Below are 19,278 nucleotides of genomic sequence, written 5' to 3'. Positions count from 1 at the left end.
GGTATCAGTTTCCTTTTCGGTTACCCACCCGATCGCCTGAACCCGTGGAACAAACCGTGTTTGTCCTGGTCAGACCCGGTAGAAACAGTGTCTCGAAGACCGTGTTTCCGGCGGGGCAACGAGATATAACTCTAGACCACCCCAGAGGCACCGTGCAACTCGAAACCGGACTCTCGCCTGTGACAACGGTCACTCGCGCTCGGCGTGCTCTGAACGTCGTGGTCACACACAGCTCTTACACTGGGGCAATGACTCAGAGAGAGCAACGCAGACGACTGGGCGCCAACGACCTGGATCTGGAGGATGCCCTCGTCGATGAGGCCGCCACAACGGTGACCGAGGGTGCCAAACGGCTCAATCGCAAGTGGCCGGAACTCATCATCACCGGGTTCTTCGGCGGCGTAGACATCGGGTTGGGCATTCTCGCGATGATCCTCGTCAAACAGGCCACCGATTCCGACATCCTCGCCGGCATGGCTTTCGGCATCGGACTGCTCGCGCTCAAGCTCGCACATTCGGAGCTCTTCACCGAAGAGTTTCTCCTGCCCATCAACGCAGTCATCGCGGGGCAGGCCAGCTGGCTTCAGGTGCTGCGTCTCTGGCTGGCCACTCTTGTCACCAATCTCTTGGGAGGGGCGGCCTTCGCCTGGCTGATCGTGCGCGGCCTTCCCGACTACCATTCGACTCTGGCCGATATGGCCATCGGCTACACCGATCAGTCGTCGCCGATCGTCATGATCGCTCTTGCGATGTTGGCCGGTGCCACCATCACCTTGGCGACCCGGATGCAGCAGGGAACCACGAACGACGTCGTCAAGGCCATCGTGTGCATGATCACCGGCCTACTGGTCATCGGGTTCGGGATGCTTCACGGCGCGATCAATGCGATCGTCATCTTCGCTGCCATGCTCTCGGGCGCCGACATCTCGATCCCCGAGTTTCTGCAGTGGTTCTGCATCGTCATCGTCTTCAACATGCTCGGCGGTCTCATCATCATCACGCTGCCCCGGGTCATTCGCACGCACCGCGTGCTGTCTGCTGTGAGGCGGGGAGAGTTCTCGCTCGAGGATCTCCAAGACCACGCTTCGTAGCGCTCCGCGTCATCGCCGCGCCGACAGCCATCCAGGCCCCGCAGTGGACGGGCAACGGCTGTTTGCTCAACGTCATGCTCGGGCTGGCGCGGTTGACCGAGGTCACCACCCTATTGATAAGGCGCAGACCAACGCGACCACAGCCCAAGGACACCACCTCTCCATCCGACTCTAGTTCTCGGGTGAGACAGTTACTCTCGGGCCCGCCGTCTCCCTGACAAATCGGATGAGTGTAACCAACGTGACGGCCGCGGCCAGCATGAGATAGAAGCTCGGGGCCTGTTTGTAACCTGTGGCGACTGTGAGCCATGCAGCGATGTATGGTGCGGTCCCGCCGAGAAGACTGACCGCAACATTGTAGGGAATCGCCATCGCACCCGTCCGGATTCGAGCCGGAAACATCTCTGCCATGATGGCATTGATCGCACCATCGTAGGCAGCCACTGGTAACGCGAGAAGTACCATCGCTGCAATCGCGAGCGGTGCATTTTCCATAGTCATCAGCGTGATCGCAGGCCAAGCAAGCACAAACAGTCCTAATGCTCCAGCCCCGAGGACAGGCTTTCTGCCGATCCTGTCAGAAATGATTCCAGCGATCGGTATGAGCACCATGACGACAGCCATTGCGATAGTTGAAGCGAGAAACGACTCCGTCATAGTAAACCCAAGGGTGTCTTCCATATAGGAGACCATGAACGTCTGAAGCGTCCAATGCGCTACTCCTTTGAGCACCACGAGTCCTGCCAGCACCAGCATCGCTACACGCGCCTTCTGGAAGGTCTCACGGAGCGGGGAGACCGAGAGTTCCTCAGCTGACTGCATCTGGCGGAACACCGGGCTGTCATCCAGCTGGGAACGAAGATAGAGCGCAATCAAACCAAGCGGAAGCGCTATTAAGAATGGAATTCGCCAAGCCCATTCATTGACTGCTTCATCGCCTAGGCCCAAAGTCAGGCCCAGCGCGAGACCCGCAGAAGCAACGAATGCCACAAACCCCGTGGCAGCGCTGAGACTTGTGTAGAAACCACGCCTATCACGAGGCGCATACTCATAGAGAAGACCAACGGCACTCGATGTCTCACCACCAGCACCAAATCCCTGCAACAACCGAATGACAACAAGCAGGAGAGGTGCAAGCACACCGATTGTCTCGTAGCTGGGGAGGATACCGATCGCAGCCGTTGACAATGAGGTCAGCGCAACTGTAATGACAAGCACACGGTTGCGTCCGATCCGATCCGCCATGGGCCCGAAAACAAGACCACCGACGGGCCGAATGACGAAGCCGACGGCAAAGACTGCGAAGGTCGATAGCAGTGCGGACACAGGGTCTGTTGAATCGAAGAGGTGTTTCGACAGACTCGCCGACATCGTGCCGTATACGCCGATATCGAACCACTCGACAAAGTTTCCAACCGTGGCTGCCATAACTACGCGGCGGGTCGGTGTCTGCTCGGAACTATTTGATGTAGCAATGTTCTGCATGCTCGTTTCACTCCATTGTGATGGGGGGGGGACTTACGATATTCAACGATGTTGCGGTTGCGGGCTGAGATACCCCGAGGCAACGCTGATCGTGTCTGCAGCTTCGATGATGATTCGCGCCAGTTCAGTCTCTTTCTCAGTGAGGTTGATTGCCGACAACGCTCCCGAAAGGGAGATGGCTGCCACGACCTTTCCGGTGAAGTCCCGAATCGGCGCTGCAATGCACGCCCTGCCAAGCGCAAGTTCATTGATCTCGGTACAGTAGCCTCGCTCGGAAGACCGCTGAAGCTCGACCTCGAGATCGGAGTGGCTGACGATTGTATTGGTCGTATAGGCAGGCAGATCATCAGGTCCAAGAAGTGCCTCACGATCGCTGGCGGACAGATCAAGCATCAGCGCCTTGCCCATACCTGTCGCGTGCAAAGGATTTGTCTGACCGAGGAGAGTGTATGACTTAGGGGCCATTGGCCCTTCGACATTCTGCAAATAGCGAAGAACTTTGCCCTGCCGCACGGCAACGTTCGCGCCCAAGCCGAGTTCCCACGCCAGACGCTGAGTCACCGCTCGCGAATTGCGATAGATCGGCTCATTGTTCAACGCCACCCCGCCCAATGAGATGATCTGCTGACCAAGTTCGTAACGCTGAGATTTCGAATTCTTACGTAGGAACCCCGATTCTTCCAGGGTGGCCAGCAAACGCGAGGCAGTCGACACTCCGAGGCCGAGACCTGATGCGACATCCGAAACACGAAGTGACGGGCTATTGCTGGTGAACAAAGTGAGGACCGAGAGCGCTCTATCGACGCTCTGGTTGGTTGATCGTTCGGCAGTCATGTACCAATTGTGGAATCTATTTGCATATTATGCAAGTCCACTGCAGTATTGAGCCATGACTTCCACAGAAAGCATCGATCATGCGTATTGAGCACATAGAGACCTACGTCCTCAAACTTCCTTCACCGCGGGCTTATCTTGGCGTCCACGATGACGGATGGGATCCACGCGGCTCGGCGGAGTACACGGTGAGACCGCCTTGGCGTAGCCTCTACTCCGGCAGATTTGAAACCATGCTGGTTTCGGTTCATACGAACGATGGCATCGTTGGTTGGGGCGAGGCATTAGCCCCTGTTGCGCCAGAGGTCCCAGCCACCATCATCGACAGGCTTCTCGCGCCGCAGCTTATCGGCCAAGATCCCACTGCCGTGCGGCCCCTATGGGAGAAGTTGCGTGGCCTGATGCGTGAACGTGGACACCTCGTTGGGCATCAAGCGGATGCACTGGCCGCACTCGACACTGCGCTGTGGGATATCGCGGGTCAGGCCCTCGGAAGTCCAGTCAGCGATTTGCTCGGGGGCCGGCACCGCGACACAGTCCCTGCCTATGTCTCCGGGTTACCGGTTCCAACCGATAAAGAGCGGGCGGTGCTGGCAAAGCAGTGGGTCGATCGCGGTGCGACACGGATCAAGCTTGCTCTGGGAAAAGGCGTAGATGCTGACCTTGCCACCTTCGATGCCGTAGCCGAGGCCGCACCAAAGGTCGGACTGGCCATCGATGCACATTGGGCCTATTCGCTCCAAGATGCCCTACGACTAGGCGCAGAGCTAGATGCTCGCGGCGCGCTCTTCCTGGAAGCGCCATTGGCGCCGGAAGATATAGATGGCCACGCCGAATTGGGGCGTCGCGTAAGAACTCCGATCGCAATCGGCGAAGCCATGCGCAATCGATACGAGTTCTCCGAATGGGCAGTGCGACGTTCGCTGGGTCTCGCACAGCCGGATGTCGCACGAACTGGAATCACAGAAGCCATCGACATCGCCACAGTATTGAGCGCTTTTCATATTCCGACAGCGTGCCACCATTCGGTTGGACTTGGAGTCGCGTTGGCTGCCGGAATCCATGTCAGCGCCGCACTGCCTCACAGCCCATTCTTTGAGTATCAACCAGACACCGTCGGCGTCGCGCAGTCTCTCTTACGCACACCCATGGCAATCGGACCCGCCGGGTTCCAAGTGCCGACGGGCCCCGGTCTGGGAATCGACATCGATATTGACACTGTTCGCCATCTAGCCGAGGAGGCATAAACATGAAGCTTCACGGTCTGCTCCCAATTCTTGCCACCCCCTTCTCTCCCAACCAAGAGGTGGATCTGAATTCGCTCCGTCGCCTTATCGACTTCCAAGTCACATCGGGGGCTGATGGTTTCGCCGTCTTCGGGATGGCCAGCGAGGGCTTCGCATTGACGACCCAAGAGCGCGAGAGCATTCTCCGCACCGCTCGCAAAGAGGTCGGCGATGGCTTCACCATCATCGCTGGCATCAACGCGACAAGCACGACAACCGCCACCGAAGCTGGGCTCCAAGCACGCGAGTGGGGAGCAGACGCGCTGATGGTACTCCCCCCGTATCTCGCAAAACCCGCCGAGGATCAGCTTGTCGACTTCTTTGTCGACGTTGCGCAGAACACTGACACCCCGATCATGGTGCAGGACGCGCCGGGACCATCTTCGGTGACGACTCCCACCGACCGAATCGCGGAAATGTCCGAATGCTCCGGGATATCCGCGGTAAAGGTTGAGGCCCCGCCGACGGCGGAGAAGGTCAAGGCTGTCGTCTCCAAAGTCCCTCAGGACTTCCCTGTGCTCGGTGGGCTCAACGCAAGAGAGCTCATCGCAGAATTCCGAAACGGTGCCTGCGGAACCATGCCAGCCTGCGAAATCACTGACATGTTCAGGCCGATCGTATCGGCCTTGCTCGGCGCTGATACCACCGTCGATGTGGACGAAGAAGTCCGCCGCATTCAGCCCCTCCTCGACGTCGGAGTCACCCCTGGCGAAGCGTGGGCGATTCACAAGCAGGTACTCGTGCGGAGAGGTCTCATCGACCACGACACTGTTCGATTCCCTGCACGTAAGCTCTCCGCCTCGACACTTGCTCGGCTCGATTCGGCATTGTCGGGGCTTGGCTTGTAGGAATCGCATTGGGCCGGCAGACGGATCAATCACAAGTGCGTCGGTCAACACCCTAGCCGGATTCGACAACCAGATTCTCGCAGTCCAGGAACCGCGGTGCCATTGTCGCACCCAGCACCATCGTGCCGACCGACCGCTGGTCAGGCTCCGCGGTAGCCGGGCATGATTCGGTCGCTGTCGACGATCTGCTTGCCCAGCGGCATGAGCGAGACGGGGATGAGCTTGATGTTCGCCCAGCCGAGCGGGATGCCGATGATCGAGATGAACAGCGGGATCGAGGTGACGACGTGTCCGATGGCGAGCCAGACACCAGCGACGATGAGCCAGATGATGTTACCCAGGGTCGTCGCCACTCCTGCCGGGCGGGTTTCAATGACCTCGCGGCCGAAGGGCCAGAGTGCGTAGTTTCCGATGCGGAAGGAGGCGATGCCCCACGGGATGGTGACGATGAAGATGCAGGCGATGATTCCGGCGGCCCAGTATCCGAGTGCCAGCCAGAGGCCGGAGAAGATGAACCAGATGATGTTGAGCAGGGTGCGCATGATCTCCTCGTGCGTTCGTCAGTCGGTATTCGTTCGTTCGGTAGTCCGTCATCTGCCAGTCTGCTCGAAGACCGCATGCTTTTCCATGGTGATGGCCCCACATCGCCCGTCCGGTTGCCCGCAGGCTGCCGGAGCGCACGCTGATTGACCGCATTCCCTTCACTGCAATGCTGCCGCCGAGGCCGCTTCTACAATGCGACCTCTTGTATTCCTCGATGACAAGGTTCCCCGTTGTCGAACGGATCCAACCGTCGTGAATACGACAATGCCGCGCCCTCCGGGAGCGGAGGACACGGCATGATCAGTGACGCAGGCTGCTCAGCCGACGATGTCGACAGCACCGAGGGTCTTCTTGCCTCGGCGCAGGAGGACGACCCCTCCAGCTTCTGTCGAGAGCACATCATCGGAAGTCAGGGTCTGCTCCTGGTCGGCGACCTTGACGTTGTTGACGTACGCTCCCCCGTCCTTGATGGCACGGCGAGCCTCACCCTTGGACTTGACGATGCCGGCAGCGACGAACGCATCAGCAACCGGCAGGCCCTCGGCCAGCTGGGTCGTCGACACCTCACCCCGCGGCAGCTCGGAAGTTGCCGCACCCAGCGTCGACGTATCAAGGCCGGCGAGCTCGCCCCCGCCGAAGAGCGCGGAAGCCGCAGCAATCGCCTGCTCGTAAGCCTGGCGCCCGTGGACCAAAGTGGTGACATCCTCGGCGAGGGCCTTCTGCGCCACACGGGTGTGCGGGGCAGCGGTGAACTCGGCTTCGATGGCTTCGATCTCGTCGAGCGGGCGGAGCGAGAACACCTTGAGGTACTTCACCACGTCGCGGTCGTCGGCGTTGAGCCAGAACTGGCTGAACGCGTACGGGCTGGTCAGAGACGAATCGAGCCACACGGTGCCGGATTCGGTCTTGCCGAACTTCGTGCCGTCGGCCTTCGTGATCAGCGGGGTGGCCAGAGCATGGACGGACTTCTGCTCGACGCGGCGGATGAGGTCGACGCCCGAGGTGAGGTTGCCCCACTGGTCGGAGCCGCCGGTCTGCAGGGAGCAGCCGTAGCGGCGGTTGAGTTCGAGGTAGTCGTTGCCCTGGAGGATCTGGTACGAGAACTCGGTGAAGGAGATGCCCGCTTCGCTGTTGAGGCGTGCGGAGACGGATTCCTTCGCGAGCATCCGGTTGACCGGGAAGTGCTTGCCGATGTCGCGGAGGAAGTCGATGGCCGACAGCTGCGAGGTCCAGTCGAGGTTGTTGACGATCTGCGCGGCGTTGGGGCCGTCGAAGTCGAGGAACTTCTCGACCTGGGTGCGGATCTTCGCGACCCATTCTTCGACGACCTCTCGCGGGTTGAGCGTCCGCTCCCCCGACATGCGCGGGTCGCCGATGAGGCCGGTGGCGCCGCCGACGAGGGCCAGCGGGTTGTGTCCGGCCTGCTGGAGGCGGGCGGCGGTGAGCAGCTGGACGAGGTTGCCCATGTGCAGGCTCGGGGCCGTCGGATCGAAACCGACGTAATAGGTCAGCGACTCCTCGGCCAGGGCTTTCTGCAGGGCGGTCTCGTCGGTGGAAACTGCGACGAGCCCGCGGGCCTTGAGTTCGCTGAAGATGTCGGTCACTTCGGTCCTTTCGAATCTGTGGTCTGTGCCGGCGCGGAGCCGACGGAGTCAATTCTACGTGGTCGCCGAGGCGGCACTTCCCTTGCCTGCCATCTGAGCAACAGCGACGGACTGAACAACCCACGGTTCGCCATCCCGTCCTCGGCGCAGGAGCACTATCCCTGCACCCGCTCCGTGGCCAAGGCCATTCATGCGCCCAAACAAAATCTAGCGGGAATCGTCTGGCACTCTCGCCAGACTGAGCTCAGCCACCATACCGACTCCGAAGCCCTGAGCCTTTTCGCCGCTCGGTTGGCCAAAGGTCGCAATTCTCTGGCTCCCACACATTCACTGACAGCGGTCGGTTCGATCGGCGAAGGAGCCGGACGCATCGTATTGGACGAGCTGCTCGAGGATCTCGGCGTCACTGTGGTCTCGCCTCTCAGCTGAGGCCGCATCCCCACTCACCGGCGTGCTGAAGAGTATTTCCTCAACCGAACCATTCACACGCTGCGAGCCGACCCCGCGAACTCACGCAAGCGGGTGACCTCGGTCTTCGCATTGGCGATCTGCTGATCAACGGCAGAGCGAGCCGTGCCACCCTTGGCGTTGCGCGAATCGATCGATCCGAGGGTCGTCAGCACTTCACGAACCGCGGGAGTCAGGTGCTCGGAGATTCCTGCGAAGTCCTCATCGCTCAGATCCCACAGCTCGACGTCGCGCGACTCGGCAAGCTGCACGCATGCGCCGGAGAGCTCGTGAGCCACGCGGAACGGCACACCTTCACGCACGAGCCACTCGGCGATGTCCGTTGCCAGAGCAAATGCGCGCGGAGCCAGGTACGCCATCCGCTCAGTATCGAACTTCAGCGTCGCCACCATCCCGGTGAATGCCGGCAGCAGCAGCTCGAGGGTATCCGTTGCGTCGAAGACCGGCTCCTTGTCCTCCTGCAGATCCCGGTTGTACGCCAACGGAAGCGCCTTGAGCGTCGACAGCAGACCGGTGAGATCACCGATGAGCCGACCGGACTTACCGCGAGTGAGCTCGGCGACGTCGGGGTTCTTCTTCTGCGGCATGATCGACGATCCCGTCGAGTACGCATCGTGGAGGGTGACGAACGAGAACTCCTTCGTTGCCCACGCGATGACCTCCTCGGACAAGCGCGAGAGGTCGATGCCGATCATCGTCGTGATGAACAGATACTCGGCGAAGACATCGCGCGACGCGGTGCCATCGATGGAATTCTCCACCGAATCGTTGAACCCGAGGTCCGCGGCCACAGCCTGCGGATCGAGCCCCAACGATGACCCGGCCAAAGCACCCGAACCATACGCCGAGACACCGGCGCGCGCATCGAAATCGACGAAGCGGGCGACATCGCGCAACAGCGGCCACGCGTGCGCGAGCAGATGATGAGCGAGCAGCACCGGCTGAGCGTGCTGAAGGTGCGTGCGTCCGGGCATCGGCGCCTCGGGATGCTCTTCCGCCTGAGCGATGAGCACCTCGACGGTGTCAAGCACAAGACCGGCGACCTCACGAGCATGGTCACGCAGGTACATCCGACCCATCGTCGCGATCTGATCATTGCGGGACCGTCCGGCACGCAGCTTCCCACCGAGCTCGGGACCGGCGATCTCAATGAGCCCGCGCTCGAGCGACGAGTGCACATCCTCGTCGGACTCGGCGGCGACGTATTCGCCGGTCTCCACCCGACGCAGCAGCTCGTCGAGCGCCGAATGCATCCCGGACAGCTCGTCATCTGTGAGCAGTCCCGCGTGGTGGAGGACCTTCGCGTGGGCCTTGGATCCCGCGATGTCATACTTCGCCAGACGCCAATCGAAGTCCGTGGACTTGCTCAGCTCAGCCAGCGCATCAGCCGGACCGTCGGAGAATCGTCCGCCCCACAGGCTCAGTCGTTCGCTCACAGATCGTCCTTTCCCACCAGCACGGATGCGCCGGCCCATTCATTGAAATGATGAAACTCAGTTGTCATTGTTCCAGGCTCACCCCTCGCCGAGGCCGCCTGCCGCGTACTCGAGGAATGTCTCGGCCACGGCCGCGCCCCCGACTGCCGCATCAGCGATGACGAGCACCGTGTCATCGCCGGCTAAAGTCCCGAAGATCCCGACCATCGAGGATCGGTCGATCGCCGAGGCCAGATACTGTGCCGCACCCGGCGGGGTACGCAGCACGACAGTATTGTCCTGGGAGACTGCGGAGACGAGCAGCTCTTCGAGAATGCGCGGCAGCTTCGCGTCGAGGGTCTCCCCCGTCGACTGCTGCAGTGACCGGTCCCCGCCCTCACCGGGAACGGCGTACACGGATCCTGCGGTGGACCGGATCTTCACGGCCCCCACCTCGGCGAGGTCGCGCGACAGGGTTGCCTGGGTGACGGTGATGCCCTGCGTCGCGAGCGCCTCGGCGAGTTCGATCTGGGACCGCACGGATTGGCGGGTGATGAGATCGATGATCTTCTGCTGTCGGGCGGTCTTCGTCAGCGGGGCGCTGTTGTTCGGCTCGGCCATCATCGCTCCAGGAGGAAGGTCATGAGAGCCTTCTGCGCGTGGAGGCGGTTCTCGGCTTCGTCGAAGACCACCGAGGCGGGGCCGTCGATGACCTCGGCCGTGACCTCTTTGCCGCGATACGCGGGCAGGCAGTGGAGAAAGACCGCGTCGTTGCTTAAGCTCATGAGTTCCTGGTTGACCTGGAACTTCGTGAACGGTGAGGCCTCGTCGTCGCGTCCGGCGGAGTCCTGACCCATGGACACCCAGGTATCGGTGACGAGGACGTCGGCGCCGGTCGCGGCGGCCACGGGGTCGTCGGTGACGGTGAGGGACCCGCCCGTCGTCTGCGCCAGGGCGTCGGCTTCGGCGACGATCGCGGCGGCGGGCTGAAAGTCGGCTGGGGCTGCGATGCGCACGTGCATTCCGGCGTTGACTCCGCCGAGGGCGTAGGAGTTCGCCATATTGTTCGCGCCGTCGCCGAAGTACGTCATGGTCTGGCCGGCCACGTTGCCGCGGTGTTCGCGGATGGTGAGCAGGTCGGCCAGGATCTGGCAGGGGTGGAAGTCATCGGACAGGGAGTTGATGACGGGCACCGAGGAGAATTCGGCCATCTCTTCGAGCCCAGCCTGGGCGTAGGTGCGCCAGATGATCGTCGAGACCATCCGGGACATCACCTGGGCGGTGTCGGCGATGGATTCCTTGTGCCCGAGCTGCGCCTCACCGGGGTTGATGATGAGCGGCTGCCCGCCGAGCGCGGCGATGCCGGCGGCGAACGAGACCCGGGTGCGAGTCGAGGTCTTGTCGAAGATGACGGCGGCGGTCTGTGGGCCGGCCAGCGGGGTCCGCGAGTAGGGGGCGGCCTTGAGTTCGACGGCGAGGTCGAGGATTTGCGTCTGCTCGGCCGGGCTGAGGTCCGTGTCCTTGAGGAAGTGGCGTGTCATGGTGGGTCCTTTGGAAAGCGTGAGTGGGGCTCAGCCGGTGATGAGGCCGGGCAGGGCGTCGATGAACGGAGTGAGCTCGTCGGTGGTGATGGTCAGCGGCGGGGCGAGGCGGAGGCGTCCGGGGGCGACGGGGTTGATGATGAACCCGGCCTCGAGCGCTCGAGCAGCCACGGCCTTCGAGTCCGGGACCTGGCCGTCGGACTGCCCGGCCGCGCCGTCACCCGAGGCACCGGCTGTCAGTTCGAGCCCGAGCAGCAGTCCCTTGCCGGTGATCTCTCCGATGCCGTCGACCTTTGCCAGCTGCCCCTTGAGCCAGTCGCTGGCCTCGAACACGTGGTCGAGGAGGTTGTCCTTCTCGATGGTCTCGAGCACGGCGAGTCCGGCAGCACACGACAGAGGGTTGCCGCCGAAGGTCGTGCCGTGCTGACCGGCTTCGAGCAGCTTCGTGTTCGCATCCCCGACGGTGATGGTCGCACCGATCGGCATTCCGCCGCCGAGTCCCTTCGCCGAGGTGATGATGTCTGGAGTGACGCCCTCACCGATCTCGGGATCCTGGTGAGCGAACCACGAGCCGGTGCGGCCGATGCCCGACTGCACCTCGTCGAGGACCATGAGCGCCCCGACCTTCTCCGTCAGTTCTCGCACCGCGGTGAGGTAGCCGGCCGGATGCGTTCGCACGCCGACCTCTCCTTGGACGGGTTCGATGAACACAGCCGCGGTGTTCTCATTGATCGCCGCTTCGAGTGCTTCGACGTCGCCGTAAGGAACGTGGACGACTCCGGGGACTCCGGGTGCGAAGGGGGCGCGGTACGCTTCCTTCGCGGTCAGGGCGAGCGCTCCCATGGTCCGGCCGTGGAATGCGCCGTCGATGGCGATGATGAAGGGCCGTCCCCCACCGGCGGCGCGGCGGGCCATCTTGAAGGCCGCCTCGTTGGCTTCGGCTCCCGAGTTCGAGAAGAACACGGCCGACCCGGCAGGCAGGTCGAGGACCTCGTGGAGCTTCTCGGCCAAGCCGATCTGGGCCGGGGAGGTGAAGAAGTTCGAGATGTGGCCGAGTGTCGAGGCCTGCTCGGTGATGGCGTTGACCCATGCGGGGTGACAGTGGCCGAGGGCGTTCACGGCGATGCCGGCGAGCAGGTCGAGGTACTTCTTGCCCGCCGCATCCCACACGTAGGAGCCTTCACCGCGGACGATGTCGAGCTGCGGGGACCCGAACACCGGGGACAGGACACGGGAGAAATCGTCCCGCCACGTCTGGGCCTGGTCACAAGCCTGCACAGCCGAATCCTGCGTACCCGTCTGATCACTCATGAACGTCCTCCGTAGCTGTCGTTGCTAGCGTTCAAACCATCCGTCGGGGCCGCCTCGGCGAGATTCCCCTGGTGCCCGTCGCCCAGCGGTGCGGGTTCGACGATGGTGTCCTCGACCATGGTGCCGATGCCCTCCGAGGTGAAGACCTCGAGGAGGAGGGAATGCGCCATCCGGCCGTCAATGATGTGGGCCTGCTTGACCCCGTGCTCGATCGCCTCGAGCGCCGCGGTCATCTTTGGGATCATTCCCGAGTCGAGGCTCGGCAGCAGTTCGCGCAGCTTGTCCGGGTCGATGCGGGAGATGAGCGAGGACGTGTCCGGCCAGTTCGCGTAGAGGCCCGGCACATCGGTGAGCATGATGAGTTTGTGTGCCTTGAGCGCCTTCGCCACCGCCGAGGCGGCCAGGTCCGCATTGATGTTGAGCGGCTTCCCAGCTTCTCCCCCGATCTCGGAGGCGATGGAGCAGATGACGGGCACCCGTCCGGCGTCGAGGAGTTCGGTGAGCACGGTGGTGTTGACCTGGGCGATCTCGCCCACTCGGCCGAGGTCGATGACCTCGTCGTCCACCTCGGCGGTGGTTTTGTGCGCGAGGAGGAGGTCCGCGTCTTCACCGGACAGGCCGATCGCGGCGTCACCGTTCTGGTTGATCCGGGACACGATGTCGCGGTTGACCTGGCCGGACAGCACCATGCGGATGACCTCGGCGGCTTCCTCGGTGGTCACGCGCTGTCCGGCTTTGAATTCGGATTCGATGCCCAAGCGTTTCAGCATGGCGGAGATCTGGGGGCCGCCGCCGTGGACGACGACGGGGCGGATGCCGGCGAAGCGGAGGAACGCGATGTCATCGGCGAAGGACTGCTGCAGCTCCGGGGAGACCATGGCGTTTCCGCCGTATTTGATGACGATCGTGGCGCCGGCGAAGGTCTTGATCCAGGGCAGCGCCTCGGTCAGGGCTTCGGCCTTGACCTGGGCGGCGGCGAGCCGGGCGGCCGTGGATTTCGTGGACATGTCGACGGGGGTGTTCATGATGAGTAGGCGCTGTTCTCTTCGACGTAGTCGTGGGTGAGGTCCGAGGTCCACACGGTGGCAGTGTCGCCACCGGCGTGGAGGTCGATAGACACATCAACTGTGCGGTCGAATGTCACGTTCGCAGGGTCTTCGTCGGGGCCGGAGGCCGTGCACACCTGAACGCCGTTGATGGCGACGTCGATCTGGGTGGGATCGAAATCCGCCGAGGTGGTTCCCACCTGGGCGACGACGCGACCCCAGTTCGGGTCCTCCCCGAAGATCGCAGCCTTGAACAGGGCCGACCTGGCCACGGAGCGGGAGACTTCGACGGCGTCAGCTTCGCTGGCGGCGCTGCGGGTGGTGATGGCGATGTCGTGGTGGGCGCCCTCGGCGTCAACGTGGAGTTGGTGCATGAGGTCGAGGCAGAGTTCGCGCAGCAGGGTGGTGAACTCGTCGGCGTCGACGGCGGCGTCGTGGGCGCCGGAGGACATGAGGATGACGGTGTCGTTGGTCGACATGCAGCCGTCGGTGTCGAGGCGATCGAAGGACTGGCTCGTCGAAGCGCGCAGTGCGTCGTCGAGCACGGTCTGGTCGAGTTTCGCGTCGGTGGTGATGACGACGAGCATGGTCGCCAAACCGGGTGCGAGCATGCCCGCGCCTTTGGCCATGCCGCCGATGGTGAACCCGGTGGAACCGGTACGACTGGTGGTCTTCGCGACGGTGTCGGTGGTCATGATCGCTTCGGCAGCAGACTGTCCGGCTTCAACACTCGTGTCGGCGGCGGCGACGAGTGGGGCGAGGTTGTTCACGATGGAGTCACGGAAGTCCTGGCCGCCGACGCCGATGAGTCCGGTCGAGCAGACGAGGACGTCTTCGGCCGGGGTGTCTGTTCCGGCCTCGCTAAGGAGTTCGGCGGTGGTCTGTGCGGTCAGTGTGGTTGTTTCGTAGCCGAAGTCGCCGGTGTAGCAGTTCGCTCCCCCGGAGTTGAGCACGACGGCGCGGGCCTGCCCATCGGCCGAGGCTTTCTGGGACCACAGGACGGGGTTGGCCTTGCAGCGGTTGGAGGTGTAGACGGCGGCGACGGCGGTGTCGGGGCCGTTATTAATGACCAGGGAGAGGTCTTTGGTGCCGGAGGGTTTGAGTCCGGCGGTGAGTCCGGCTGCGGTGAAGCCGAGTGGTGCGGTGACGCTCATGGGGCGACTCCTTCGAGGGGAAGGGCGGTGGTCTCGTCGAGACCGAGGGCCAGGTGGATGGATTGGATGGCTTGTCCAGCCGTGCCGCGGACCAGGTTGTCCAGTGCCACGACGACGAGGATTGTGCCGGCGCGTTCATCGACGGTGAACTGGATATGGGCCATGTTCGATCCGGTGGTCGCCGCGGTCTGCGGCCACTGGCCCTCGGGCAGAACACGGACGAAGGGCTCGTCAGCGTAGGCCTGAGCGAAGGCCGCGGCCAGCTGGTCCTTGAGCACGGCGGCGTCGAGGAGTCCTTCAGCGGTGCGCGGTGCGGCTTCACCGGCATCGGCGGTGATGGTGGCGAGGATACCGCGGGCCATGGGCACGAGCGTGGGGGTGAAGGAGATGCGAGTGGGTCCGTCGGCGGCGTCGGCGCCGAGGACTCCGTTGAGGTTCTGTTCGATCTCGGGCACATGCCGGTGCGTGCCGCCGGTGCCGTATGGGGAGGCATTGCCGAGGATCTCAGCAGCGGTGAGGTGCGGTTTGAGAGCCTTGCCTGCACCGGAAACGCCATTGGCGAGCACGGCGTTGAGCCCGGTCGGTGCGGCGAGCCCCGCCTGAATAAGCGGTGCGAGTCCGAGCGTCACGGCGGTGACGTTGCAGCCGGGCACGGCAATGCGTTTCGTGGTCTTCAGTGCCTCGCGTTGCTTGGTGCCGTCGGCGGTGAGGAGTTCGGGCAGTCCGTAGGTCCAGGTGCCTTGGTGCTCGGAGCCGTAGAACTTCTCCCAGGCGGCCGCGCTGATGAGGCGGTGGTCGGCGGCGAGGTCGACGATGAGAGTGTCCGGGCTCGTCTGTTCGAGTTCGGCGGCGATCTGCCCGGACTGTCCGTGCGGGAGCGCGAGGACGACGACATCGTGGCCGGCGAGCACCTCGGCGGTGGACTCTTGGACCACGAAGTCGGAATATCGGGCAAGATGGGGTTGATGTCGGCCGAGCTTCTCACCCGCGGTGGAATGTCCGCACACCGTCGTGACGTTCAGGTGAGGGTGAGTGCTCAGCAGCCGGAGGACCTCTCCCCCGGCGTATCCGGTAGCACCGGAGACGGCAACCGTAAGATCGTTCATATGTATAACCATACCAGGCAATTAATTTATATGCAGGAGGCGTGATGACCCAGGCAGTGCGTGCGATGCAGGCTGGTGGACCCGAGGTGCTCGAGTTCGGTGAGGTTCCGACCCCGAAGCCGGGTGCCGGTGAGGTGCTCGTCGATGTCGAGGCGGCGGGCGTGAACTTCATCGATACGTATCGTCGTTCGGGCGTGTATCCGATGGAGTACCCGCATATCGTCGGCGTCGAGGGCACGGGGTACATCGCCGAGGTGGGCGAAGGCATTGAGAGCTGGCAGGTTGGTGACCGTGTCGCTTGGCACGAAGGCCCGGGGTCGTATGCAACGCAGGTCGTCGTGAAGGCCGACTTCCTCCTGCGGGTGCCGGAGGTAGTGTCCGCCGAGGTGGCTGCGGCGATGCCGCTGCAGGGCCTCACCGCGCAGTACCTGGCGACGAGTTCGCATGAGATCAAGCCCGGTCAGACAGCACTCGTGCACGCGGGTGCCGGCGGTGTCGGCCTGCTCCTCACCCAGATCATCAAGCACTTGGGTGGCAATGTCATCTCGACAGTGAGCACCGAGGAGAAGGCTGAGCTCTCACGCAAAGCCGGCGCCGATGATGTGTTCCTCTACGGTGAGGGAGTCGACATTACGGCGAAGGTCAAGGAGCTCACTGATGGCGAAGGCGTTGATGTCGCTTATGACGGTGTCGGCAAGGACACCTTCGATGCGTCGCTAGCGTCGATCAAGCCATTGGGATCGATGGTGCTCTTCGGCGGGGCGTCAGGTCAGGTGCCGCCGTTCGACATTCAGCGTTTGAATTCTTCGGGCGGAATCTTCCTGTCCCGCCCGTCGCTGGCATGGTTCGTCCGCAGCTCGGAGGAGCTGGCGAAGCGTTCGGCGATGCTCTTCTACGGCATCGAGCACGGCTGGCTCAACTTCCGCGTCGGCGCGACGTTCGGGTTGGCGGAAGCTGCTGATGCGCATCGAGCGCTCGAGGGCCGTAAAACTACCGGCAAGGTTGTCCTGACCGCCTGACTCAGCTACATGAGGTTGGGCCCGGAGTTGCTGAAAATGAACAGGAACTCCGGGCCCCATTTGTCGGAATAACGGCGTATGGCTGAACACACACCAATCCCGCTTGGTTGATACATGAGATCCAATTTGCGTTTGGCTTCGCCCACTTGTCGCACGTCGCTGATACCTTGAAGTCATGTACGAAGATTCTGTTCGCGACACAATCCGACAGTTCATGGCAGAACGCGATTGGCAGCAGTTCCACTCCCCCGAGAATCTCGCGAAGAGCGTTTCCATCGAAGCGGGAGAACTACTCGAATGTTTCCAATGGGGAGATGCCGACCTCGAGTCCGCAAAGGACGAGTTGGCTGATGTGCTGACCTATTGCATGTTGCTCGCGGACAAGCTGGACCTGGATCCCGACACCATCATTTTGGACAAGCTGGCCAAGACTCGCGAGAAGTATCCGGTGGAAAAGGCTCGAGGCACGAGCGTGAAATATGACCAGCTTTAAAGTCGAACGCTTCCCCTTCGACGCCGACAAGGTCAAAGCGTGGGGATCCGTCGACCCTCGTCACAGTAATTGGCCCGTCGTGTATGTCATGAACAATACAGAAGAGGTCTATGTCGGCGAGTCCCTCAACGTAGAGGGCCGGATGAAGCAGCACCTCGAGTCTGACTCTAAGCGGAACCTTAAATCGGTCAGAGTTGTTCTCGACGACACGTTTAATAAGTCTGCCTGTTTAGATCTAGAGTCGTTTCTCATTCGAATGTTCCACGGCGACGCGAGTCGACAAGTCCTCAACCTCAACGCCGGAATCACCGATGCCGACTACTACGACCGGGACAACTACAACAAGACGTTCCGACAGATCTTCGAAGAGTTGCGAACTCAAGAAGAACTCTTCAAACGCACCATTCCGCAGATCGTCAACAGCGACCTCTTCAAGCTTTCGCCATTCAAAGCGCTGAAACATGACCAGGCTGCCGCGGTGAATGACATACTCGAAGGCTTCTTCGATGACCTCGAAAGCGGCGTCGACAATACTGTAGTGGTCGAGGGCAACCCCGGTACGGGCAAAACGGTGGTGGCCATCTATCTGCTCAAACTGCTCGAGGACATCCGGCGGCATGATTCGGAGGAGCCTCTCGACATAGATTCCATCTTCAGCGACTACTTCACCCCTGGACATGCAGAGTTGCTCGAATCTCTGCGATTCGCCATCGTCGTCCCTCAACAGTCGTTGCGCGACTCGATCGCTAAGGTGTTCAAACAGACGCCCGGTTTGAGTAGAGGCATGGTGTTAACGCCGTTCCAAGTCGGCGAGAGCTCAGACCGATTCGATCTCCTTGTTGTAGACGAGGCACACAGGCTCAACCAGCGAGCGAATCAGGCCTCGGGACCACTCAACAAGAAGTTCATTGAGATCAACGAGAAACTGTTCGGCTGGGACGATCCGCAGAAGACGCAGCTAGATTGGATTCAGAAGCAGAGCCACCACTCGATCCTCATGCTCGATGTCGGTCAAACCGTTCGACCTGCTGATCTGCCAGCGACCATGACTCGGGAGCTCGCCTCCCGAGCCAGAGCAGCCAGCCGCTTCTACCGCCTACAAACGCAGATGCGGATCTCTGCCGACAAAGACTATGTCAGATACATCCGTGACATACTCAGCGACACCCCACCGGCATCACGCGAAGACTTCGGAGACTACGACCTGCGGATGTTCACCGATCTAGGCGAAATGCGACGGGAACTTCAGAAACGCGAAGCGGAGCACGGGCTGTCTCGTCTGGTAGCTGGCTATGCATGGCCGTGGAAGAGCAAGAATGACAAAACCGCGTACGACATCGAACTTGATGGCCAACATATGCGCTGGAACACAACCACTACTGATTGGATCAAATCTCCAAAATCGGTGAACGAGGTCGGTTCGATCCACACCGTTCAGGGGTACGACCTCAATTATGTCGGGGTCATAATCGGCAACGACCTCCGATACGATCCCGTCGCAGGCAAACTCTTCTTCGACCGCTCTAACTATCACGACAAGAAGGGACGCGAGAACAACCCCAAGCTCGGAATCAAATACACTGACGAAGATCTACTCGAGTACGTGAAGAATATTTATAGCGTGTTACTCACGCGAGGAATTCGGGGCACATATCTGTACGTCTGCGACACCGCTCTACGAGACCGACTCCAAGAATTGTTTTGAGGGCACCGATCAACTCAACTGAGTGTCCGAGTCCCGCAACCTATAGGATCTGAGACACGTTGGTTACGAAACACTTTCGCTTCTGGCTCTTCAATGCTCAAGAGCTTAGGAATAGTTGTCTAGCCCGCTCCGGCTGTGCTTACGCGGCAGTGAAAGTAAAACTCCATCTGATGCTTGCCTCGGAAGGACGACTCGGGCAGTGCCGGGCATTCCGTTTCGCCGATGAGGTTCTAACGAGCTACAAGCGTCAAGGACTCGTGGCATGACAAGGCGATGGACGGCTTGTGACCGATGAGAGTCGTGAAACACTCAACTAGTGCGCAATATAC

General features: G+C 61.7%; 18 protein-coding genes. 7 read left to right on the top strand and 11 right to left on the bottom strand.

The genetic code is table 11. The features are described from left to right. The first annotated feature begins 248 nt into the window (after positions 1–248). Positions 249–1,091 carry a formate/nitrite transporter family protein gene (locus SB749_RS17070; RefSeq protein ID WP_410711345.1) on the top strand — a complete coding sequence of 281 codons (843 nt, stop codon included), beginning with the start codon at positions 249–251 and terminating at the stop codon, positions 1,089–1,091. A 171-nt stretch (positions 1,092–1,262) separates the two neighbouring features. On the opposite strand, the gene SB749_RS17065 is transcribed toward SB749_RS17070, so the two are convergent. Further along, the gene (locus SB749_RS17065) at positions 1,263–2,576 is read right to left on the bottom strand and encodes an MFS transporter (protein WP_410711344.1); all 1,314 of its coding nucleotides are present in this window, start codon (positions 2,574–2,576) and stop codon (positions 1,263–1,265) included. A 42-nt stretch (positions 2,577–2,618) separates the two neighbouring features. Beyond that, complete coding sequence (locus SB749_RS17060; protein WP_410711343.1) at positions 2,619–3,410, bottom strand: IclR family transcriptional regulator; 792 nt, start codon at positions 3,408–3,410, stop codon at positions 2,619–2,621. Between the two features lie 80 nt (positions 3,411–3,490). On the opposite strand from SB749_RS17060, the gene SB749_RS17055 reads away from it, so the two are divergent. Together SB749_RS17055 and SB749_RS17050 are read left to right on the top strand one after the other, a co-directional pair. Next, entirely contained in the window at positions 3,491–4,657 is a 1,167-nt protein-coding gene (locus SB749_RS17055) for a mandelate racemase/muconate lactonizing enzyme family protein (protein WP_410711342.1), read from the top strand. 2 nt (positions 4,658–4,659) lie between these two features. Then, positions 4,660–5,544: a dihydrodipicolinate synthase family protein gene (locus SB749_RS17050; RefSeq protein ID WP_410711341.1), complete on the top strand. Its 885-nt coding sequence runs from the start codon at positions 4,660–4,662 to the stop codon at positions 5,542–5,544. A 140-nt stretch (positions 5,545–5,684) separates the two neighbouring features. Here the strand turns inward: SB749_RS17050 and SB749_RS17045 are convergent, their stop codons facing one another. Next, positions 5,685–6,086 (bottom strand): YccF domain-containing protein, encoded by a 402-nt coding sequence (locus SB749_RS17045; protein ID WP_410711340.1) that lies wholly within the window; start codon positions 6,084–6,086, stop codon positions 5,685–5,687. Between the two features lie 318 nt (positions 6,087–6,404). Next, positions 6,405–7,691: a tyrosine--tRNA ligase gene (gene tyrS / locus SB749_RS17040; protein WP_410711339.1), complete on the bottom strand. Its 1,287-nt coding sequence runs from the start codon at positions 7,689–7,691 to the stop codon at positions 6,405–6,407. 174 nt (positions 7,692–7,865) lie between these two features. Here tyrS and SB749_RS17035 point away from each other — a divergent pair, with 174 nt between their 5' ends. Beyond that, a complete protein-coding gene (locus SB749_RS17035; protein WP_410711338.1) occupies positions 7,866–8,120 on the top strand; it encodes a hypothetical protein in 255 nt (84 codons plus the stop codon). Positions 8,121–8,173: 53 nt separating this feature from the next. On the opposite strand, the gene argH is transcribed toward SB749_RS17035, so the two are convergent. Genes argH through argC form a run of 7 tightly spaced genes read right to left on the bottom strand, consistent with a single transcriptional unit; the run spans position 8,174 to position 15,732 of the window. Next, positions 8,174–9,634: an argininosuccinate lyase gene (gene argH, locus SB749_RS17030; protein ID WP_410711337.1), complete on the bottom strand. Its 1,461-nt coding sequence runs from the start codon at positions 9,632–9,634 to the stop codon at positions 8,174–8,176. Positions 9,635–9,673: 39 nt separating this feature from the next. Further along, positions 9,674–10,198 carry an arginine repressor gene (locus SB749_RS17025; protein ID WP_410711336.1) on the bottom strand — a complete coding sequence of 175 codons (525 nt, stop codon included), beginning with the start codon at positions 10,196–10,198 and terminating at the stop codon, positions 9,674–9,676. Then, on the bottom strand, positions 10,195–11,115 hold the full coding sequence (gene argF, locus SB749_RS17020) for an ornithine carbamoyltransferase (protein WP_410711335.1): 921 nt from the start codon (positions 11,113–11,115) through the stop codon (positions 10,195–10,197). Before argF ends, SB749_RS17025 begins: the two co-directional genes overlap by 4 nt. A gap of 30 nt (positions 11,116–11,145) precedes the next feature. Continuing rightward, positions 11,146–12,426: an acetylornithine transaminase gene (locus tag SB749_RS17015; RefSeq protein ID WP_410711334.1), complete on the bottom strand. Its 1,281-nt coding sequence runs from the start codon at positions 12,424–12,426 to the stop codon at positions 11,146–11,148. Continuing rightward, complete coding sequence (gene argB, locus SB749_RS17010) at positions 12,423–13,451, bottom strand: acetylglutamate kinase (protein WP_410711333.1); 1,029 nt, start codon at positions 13,449–13,451, stop codon at positions 12,423–12,425. Before argB ends, SB749_RS17015 begins: the two co-directional genes overlap by 4 nt. Further along, positions 13,448–14,626: a bifunctional glutamate N-acetyltransferase/amino-acid acetyltransferase ArgJ gene (gene argJ / locus SB749_RS17005; protein WP_410711332.1), complete on the bottom strand. Its 1,179-nt coding sequence runs from the start codon at positions 14,624–14,626 to the stop codon at positions 13,448–13,450. The genes argB and argJ overlap by 4 nt, the downstream gene beginning before the upstream one ends. After that, positions 14,623–15,732, bottom strand: a complete 1,110-nt coding sequence (argC, locus tag SB749_RS17000) for an N-acetyl-gamma-glutamyl-phosphate reductase (protein WP_410711331.1) — start codon at positions 15,730–15,732, stop codon at positions 14,623–14,625. The genes argJ and argC overlap by 4 nt, the downstream gene beginning before the upstream one ends. 44 nt (positions 15,733–15,776) lie before the next feature. Here argC and SB749_RS16995 point away from each other — a divergent pair, with 44 nt between their 5' ends. The 3 genes from SB749_RS16995 (at position 15,777) to SB749_RS16985 (ending at position 18,949) form a co-directional block, all read left to right on the top strand. Further along, positions 15,777–16,751: a quinone oxidoreductase family protein gene (locus SB749_RS16995; RefSeq protein WP_410711330.1), complete on the top strand. Its 975-nt coding sequence runs from the start codon at positions 15,777–15,779 to the stop codon at positions 16,749–16,751. A gap of 175 nt (positions 16,752–16,926) precedes the next feature. Beyond that, a complete protein-coding gene (locus SB749_RS16990; protein WP_410711329.1) occupies positions 16,927–17,244 on the top strand; it encodes a nucleotide pyrophosphohydrolase in 318 nt (105 codons plus the stop codon). Further along, positions 17,231–18,949: a DNA/RNA helicase domain-containing protein gene (locus SB749_RS16985; RefSeq protein ID WP_410711328.1), complete on the top strand. Its 1,719-nt coding sequence runs from the start codon at positions 17,231–17,233 to the stop codon at positions 18,947–18,949. Before SB749_RS16990 ends, SB749_RS16985 begins: the two co-directional genes overlap by 14 nt. The last annotated feature ends 329 nt before the right edge of the window (positions 18,950–19,278 follow it).

Origin of the sequence: Brevibacterium sp. SIMBA_078, assembly GCF_046534565.1 — a bacterium.
Lineage (GTDB): Bacteria > Actinomycetota > Actinomycetes > Actinomycetales > Brevibacteriaceae > Brevibacterium.
The sequence above is the reverse complement of the archived record's forward strand: the minus strand, read 5'-3'. Positions and strand labels throughout refer to the sequence as shown.

Coding starts and splice junctions, on each gene's coding strand:
- SB749_RS17025 (WP_410711336.1), bottom strand. CDS start 10,198: ATGATGGCCGAGCCGAACAACAGCGCCCCGCTGACGAAGACCGCCCGA.
- SB749_RS17065 (WP_410711344.1), bottom strand. CDS start 2,576: ATGCAGAACATTGCTACATCAAATAGTTCCGAGCAGACACCGACCCGC.
- argH (WP_410711337.1), bottom strand. CDS start 9,634: ATGGGCCGGCGCATCCGTGCTGGTGGGAAAGGACGATCTGTGAGCGAA.
- SB749_RS16995 (WP_410711330.1), top strand. CDS start 15,777: ATGACCCAGGCAGTGCGTGCGATGCAGGCTGGTGGACCCGAGGTGCTC.
- argB (WP_410711333.1), bottom strand. CDS start 13,451: ATGAACACCCCCGTCGACATGTCCACGAAATCCACGGCCGCCCGGCTC.
- SB749_RS17055 (WP_410711342.1), top strand. CDS start 3,491: ATGCGTATTGAGCACATAGAGACCTACGTCCTCAAACTTCCTTCACCG.
- SB749_RS17015 (WP_410711334.1), bottom strand. CDS start 12,426: ATGAGTGATCAGACGGGTACGCAGGATTCGGCTGTGCAGGCTTGTGAC.
- SB749_RS17070 (WP_410711345.1), top strand. CDS start 249: ATGACTCAGAGAGAGCAACGCAGACGACTGGGCGCCAACGACCTGGAT.
- argF (WP_410711335.1), bottom strand. CDS start 11,115: ATGACACGCCACTTCCTCAAGGACACGGACCTCAGCCCGGCCGAGCAG.
- SB749_RS17045 (WP_410711340.1), bottom strand. CDS start 6,086: ATGCGCACCCTGCTCAACATCATCTGGTTCATCTTCTCCGGCCTCTGG.
- argC (WP_410711331.1), bottom strand. CDS start 15,732: ATGAACGATCTTACGGTTGCCGTCTCCGGTGCTACCGGATACGCCGGG.
- argJ (WP_410711332.1), bottom strand. CDS start 14,626: ATGAGCGTCACCGCACCACTCGGCTTCACCGCAGCCGGACTCACCGCC.
- SB749_RS16985 (WP_410711328.1), top strand. CDS start 17,231: ATGACCAGCTTTAAAGTCGAACGCTTCCCCTTCGACGCCGACAAGGTC.
- SB749_RS17050 (WP_410711341.1), top strand. CDS start 4,660: ATGAAGCTTCACGGTCTGCTCCCAATTCTTGCCACCCCCTTCTCTCCC.
- SB749_RS17060 (WP_410711343.1), bottom strand. CDS start 3,410: ATGACTGCCGAACGATCAACCAACCAGAGCGTCGATAGAGCGCTCTCG.
- SB749_RS16990 (WP_410711329.1), top strand. CDS start 16,927: ATGTACGAAGATTCTGTTCGCGACACAATCCGACAGTTCATGGCAGAA.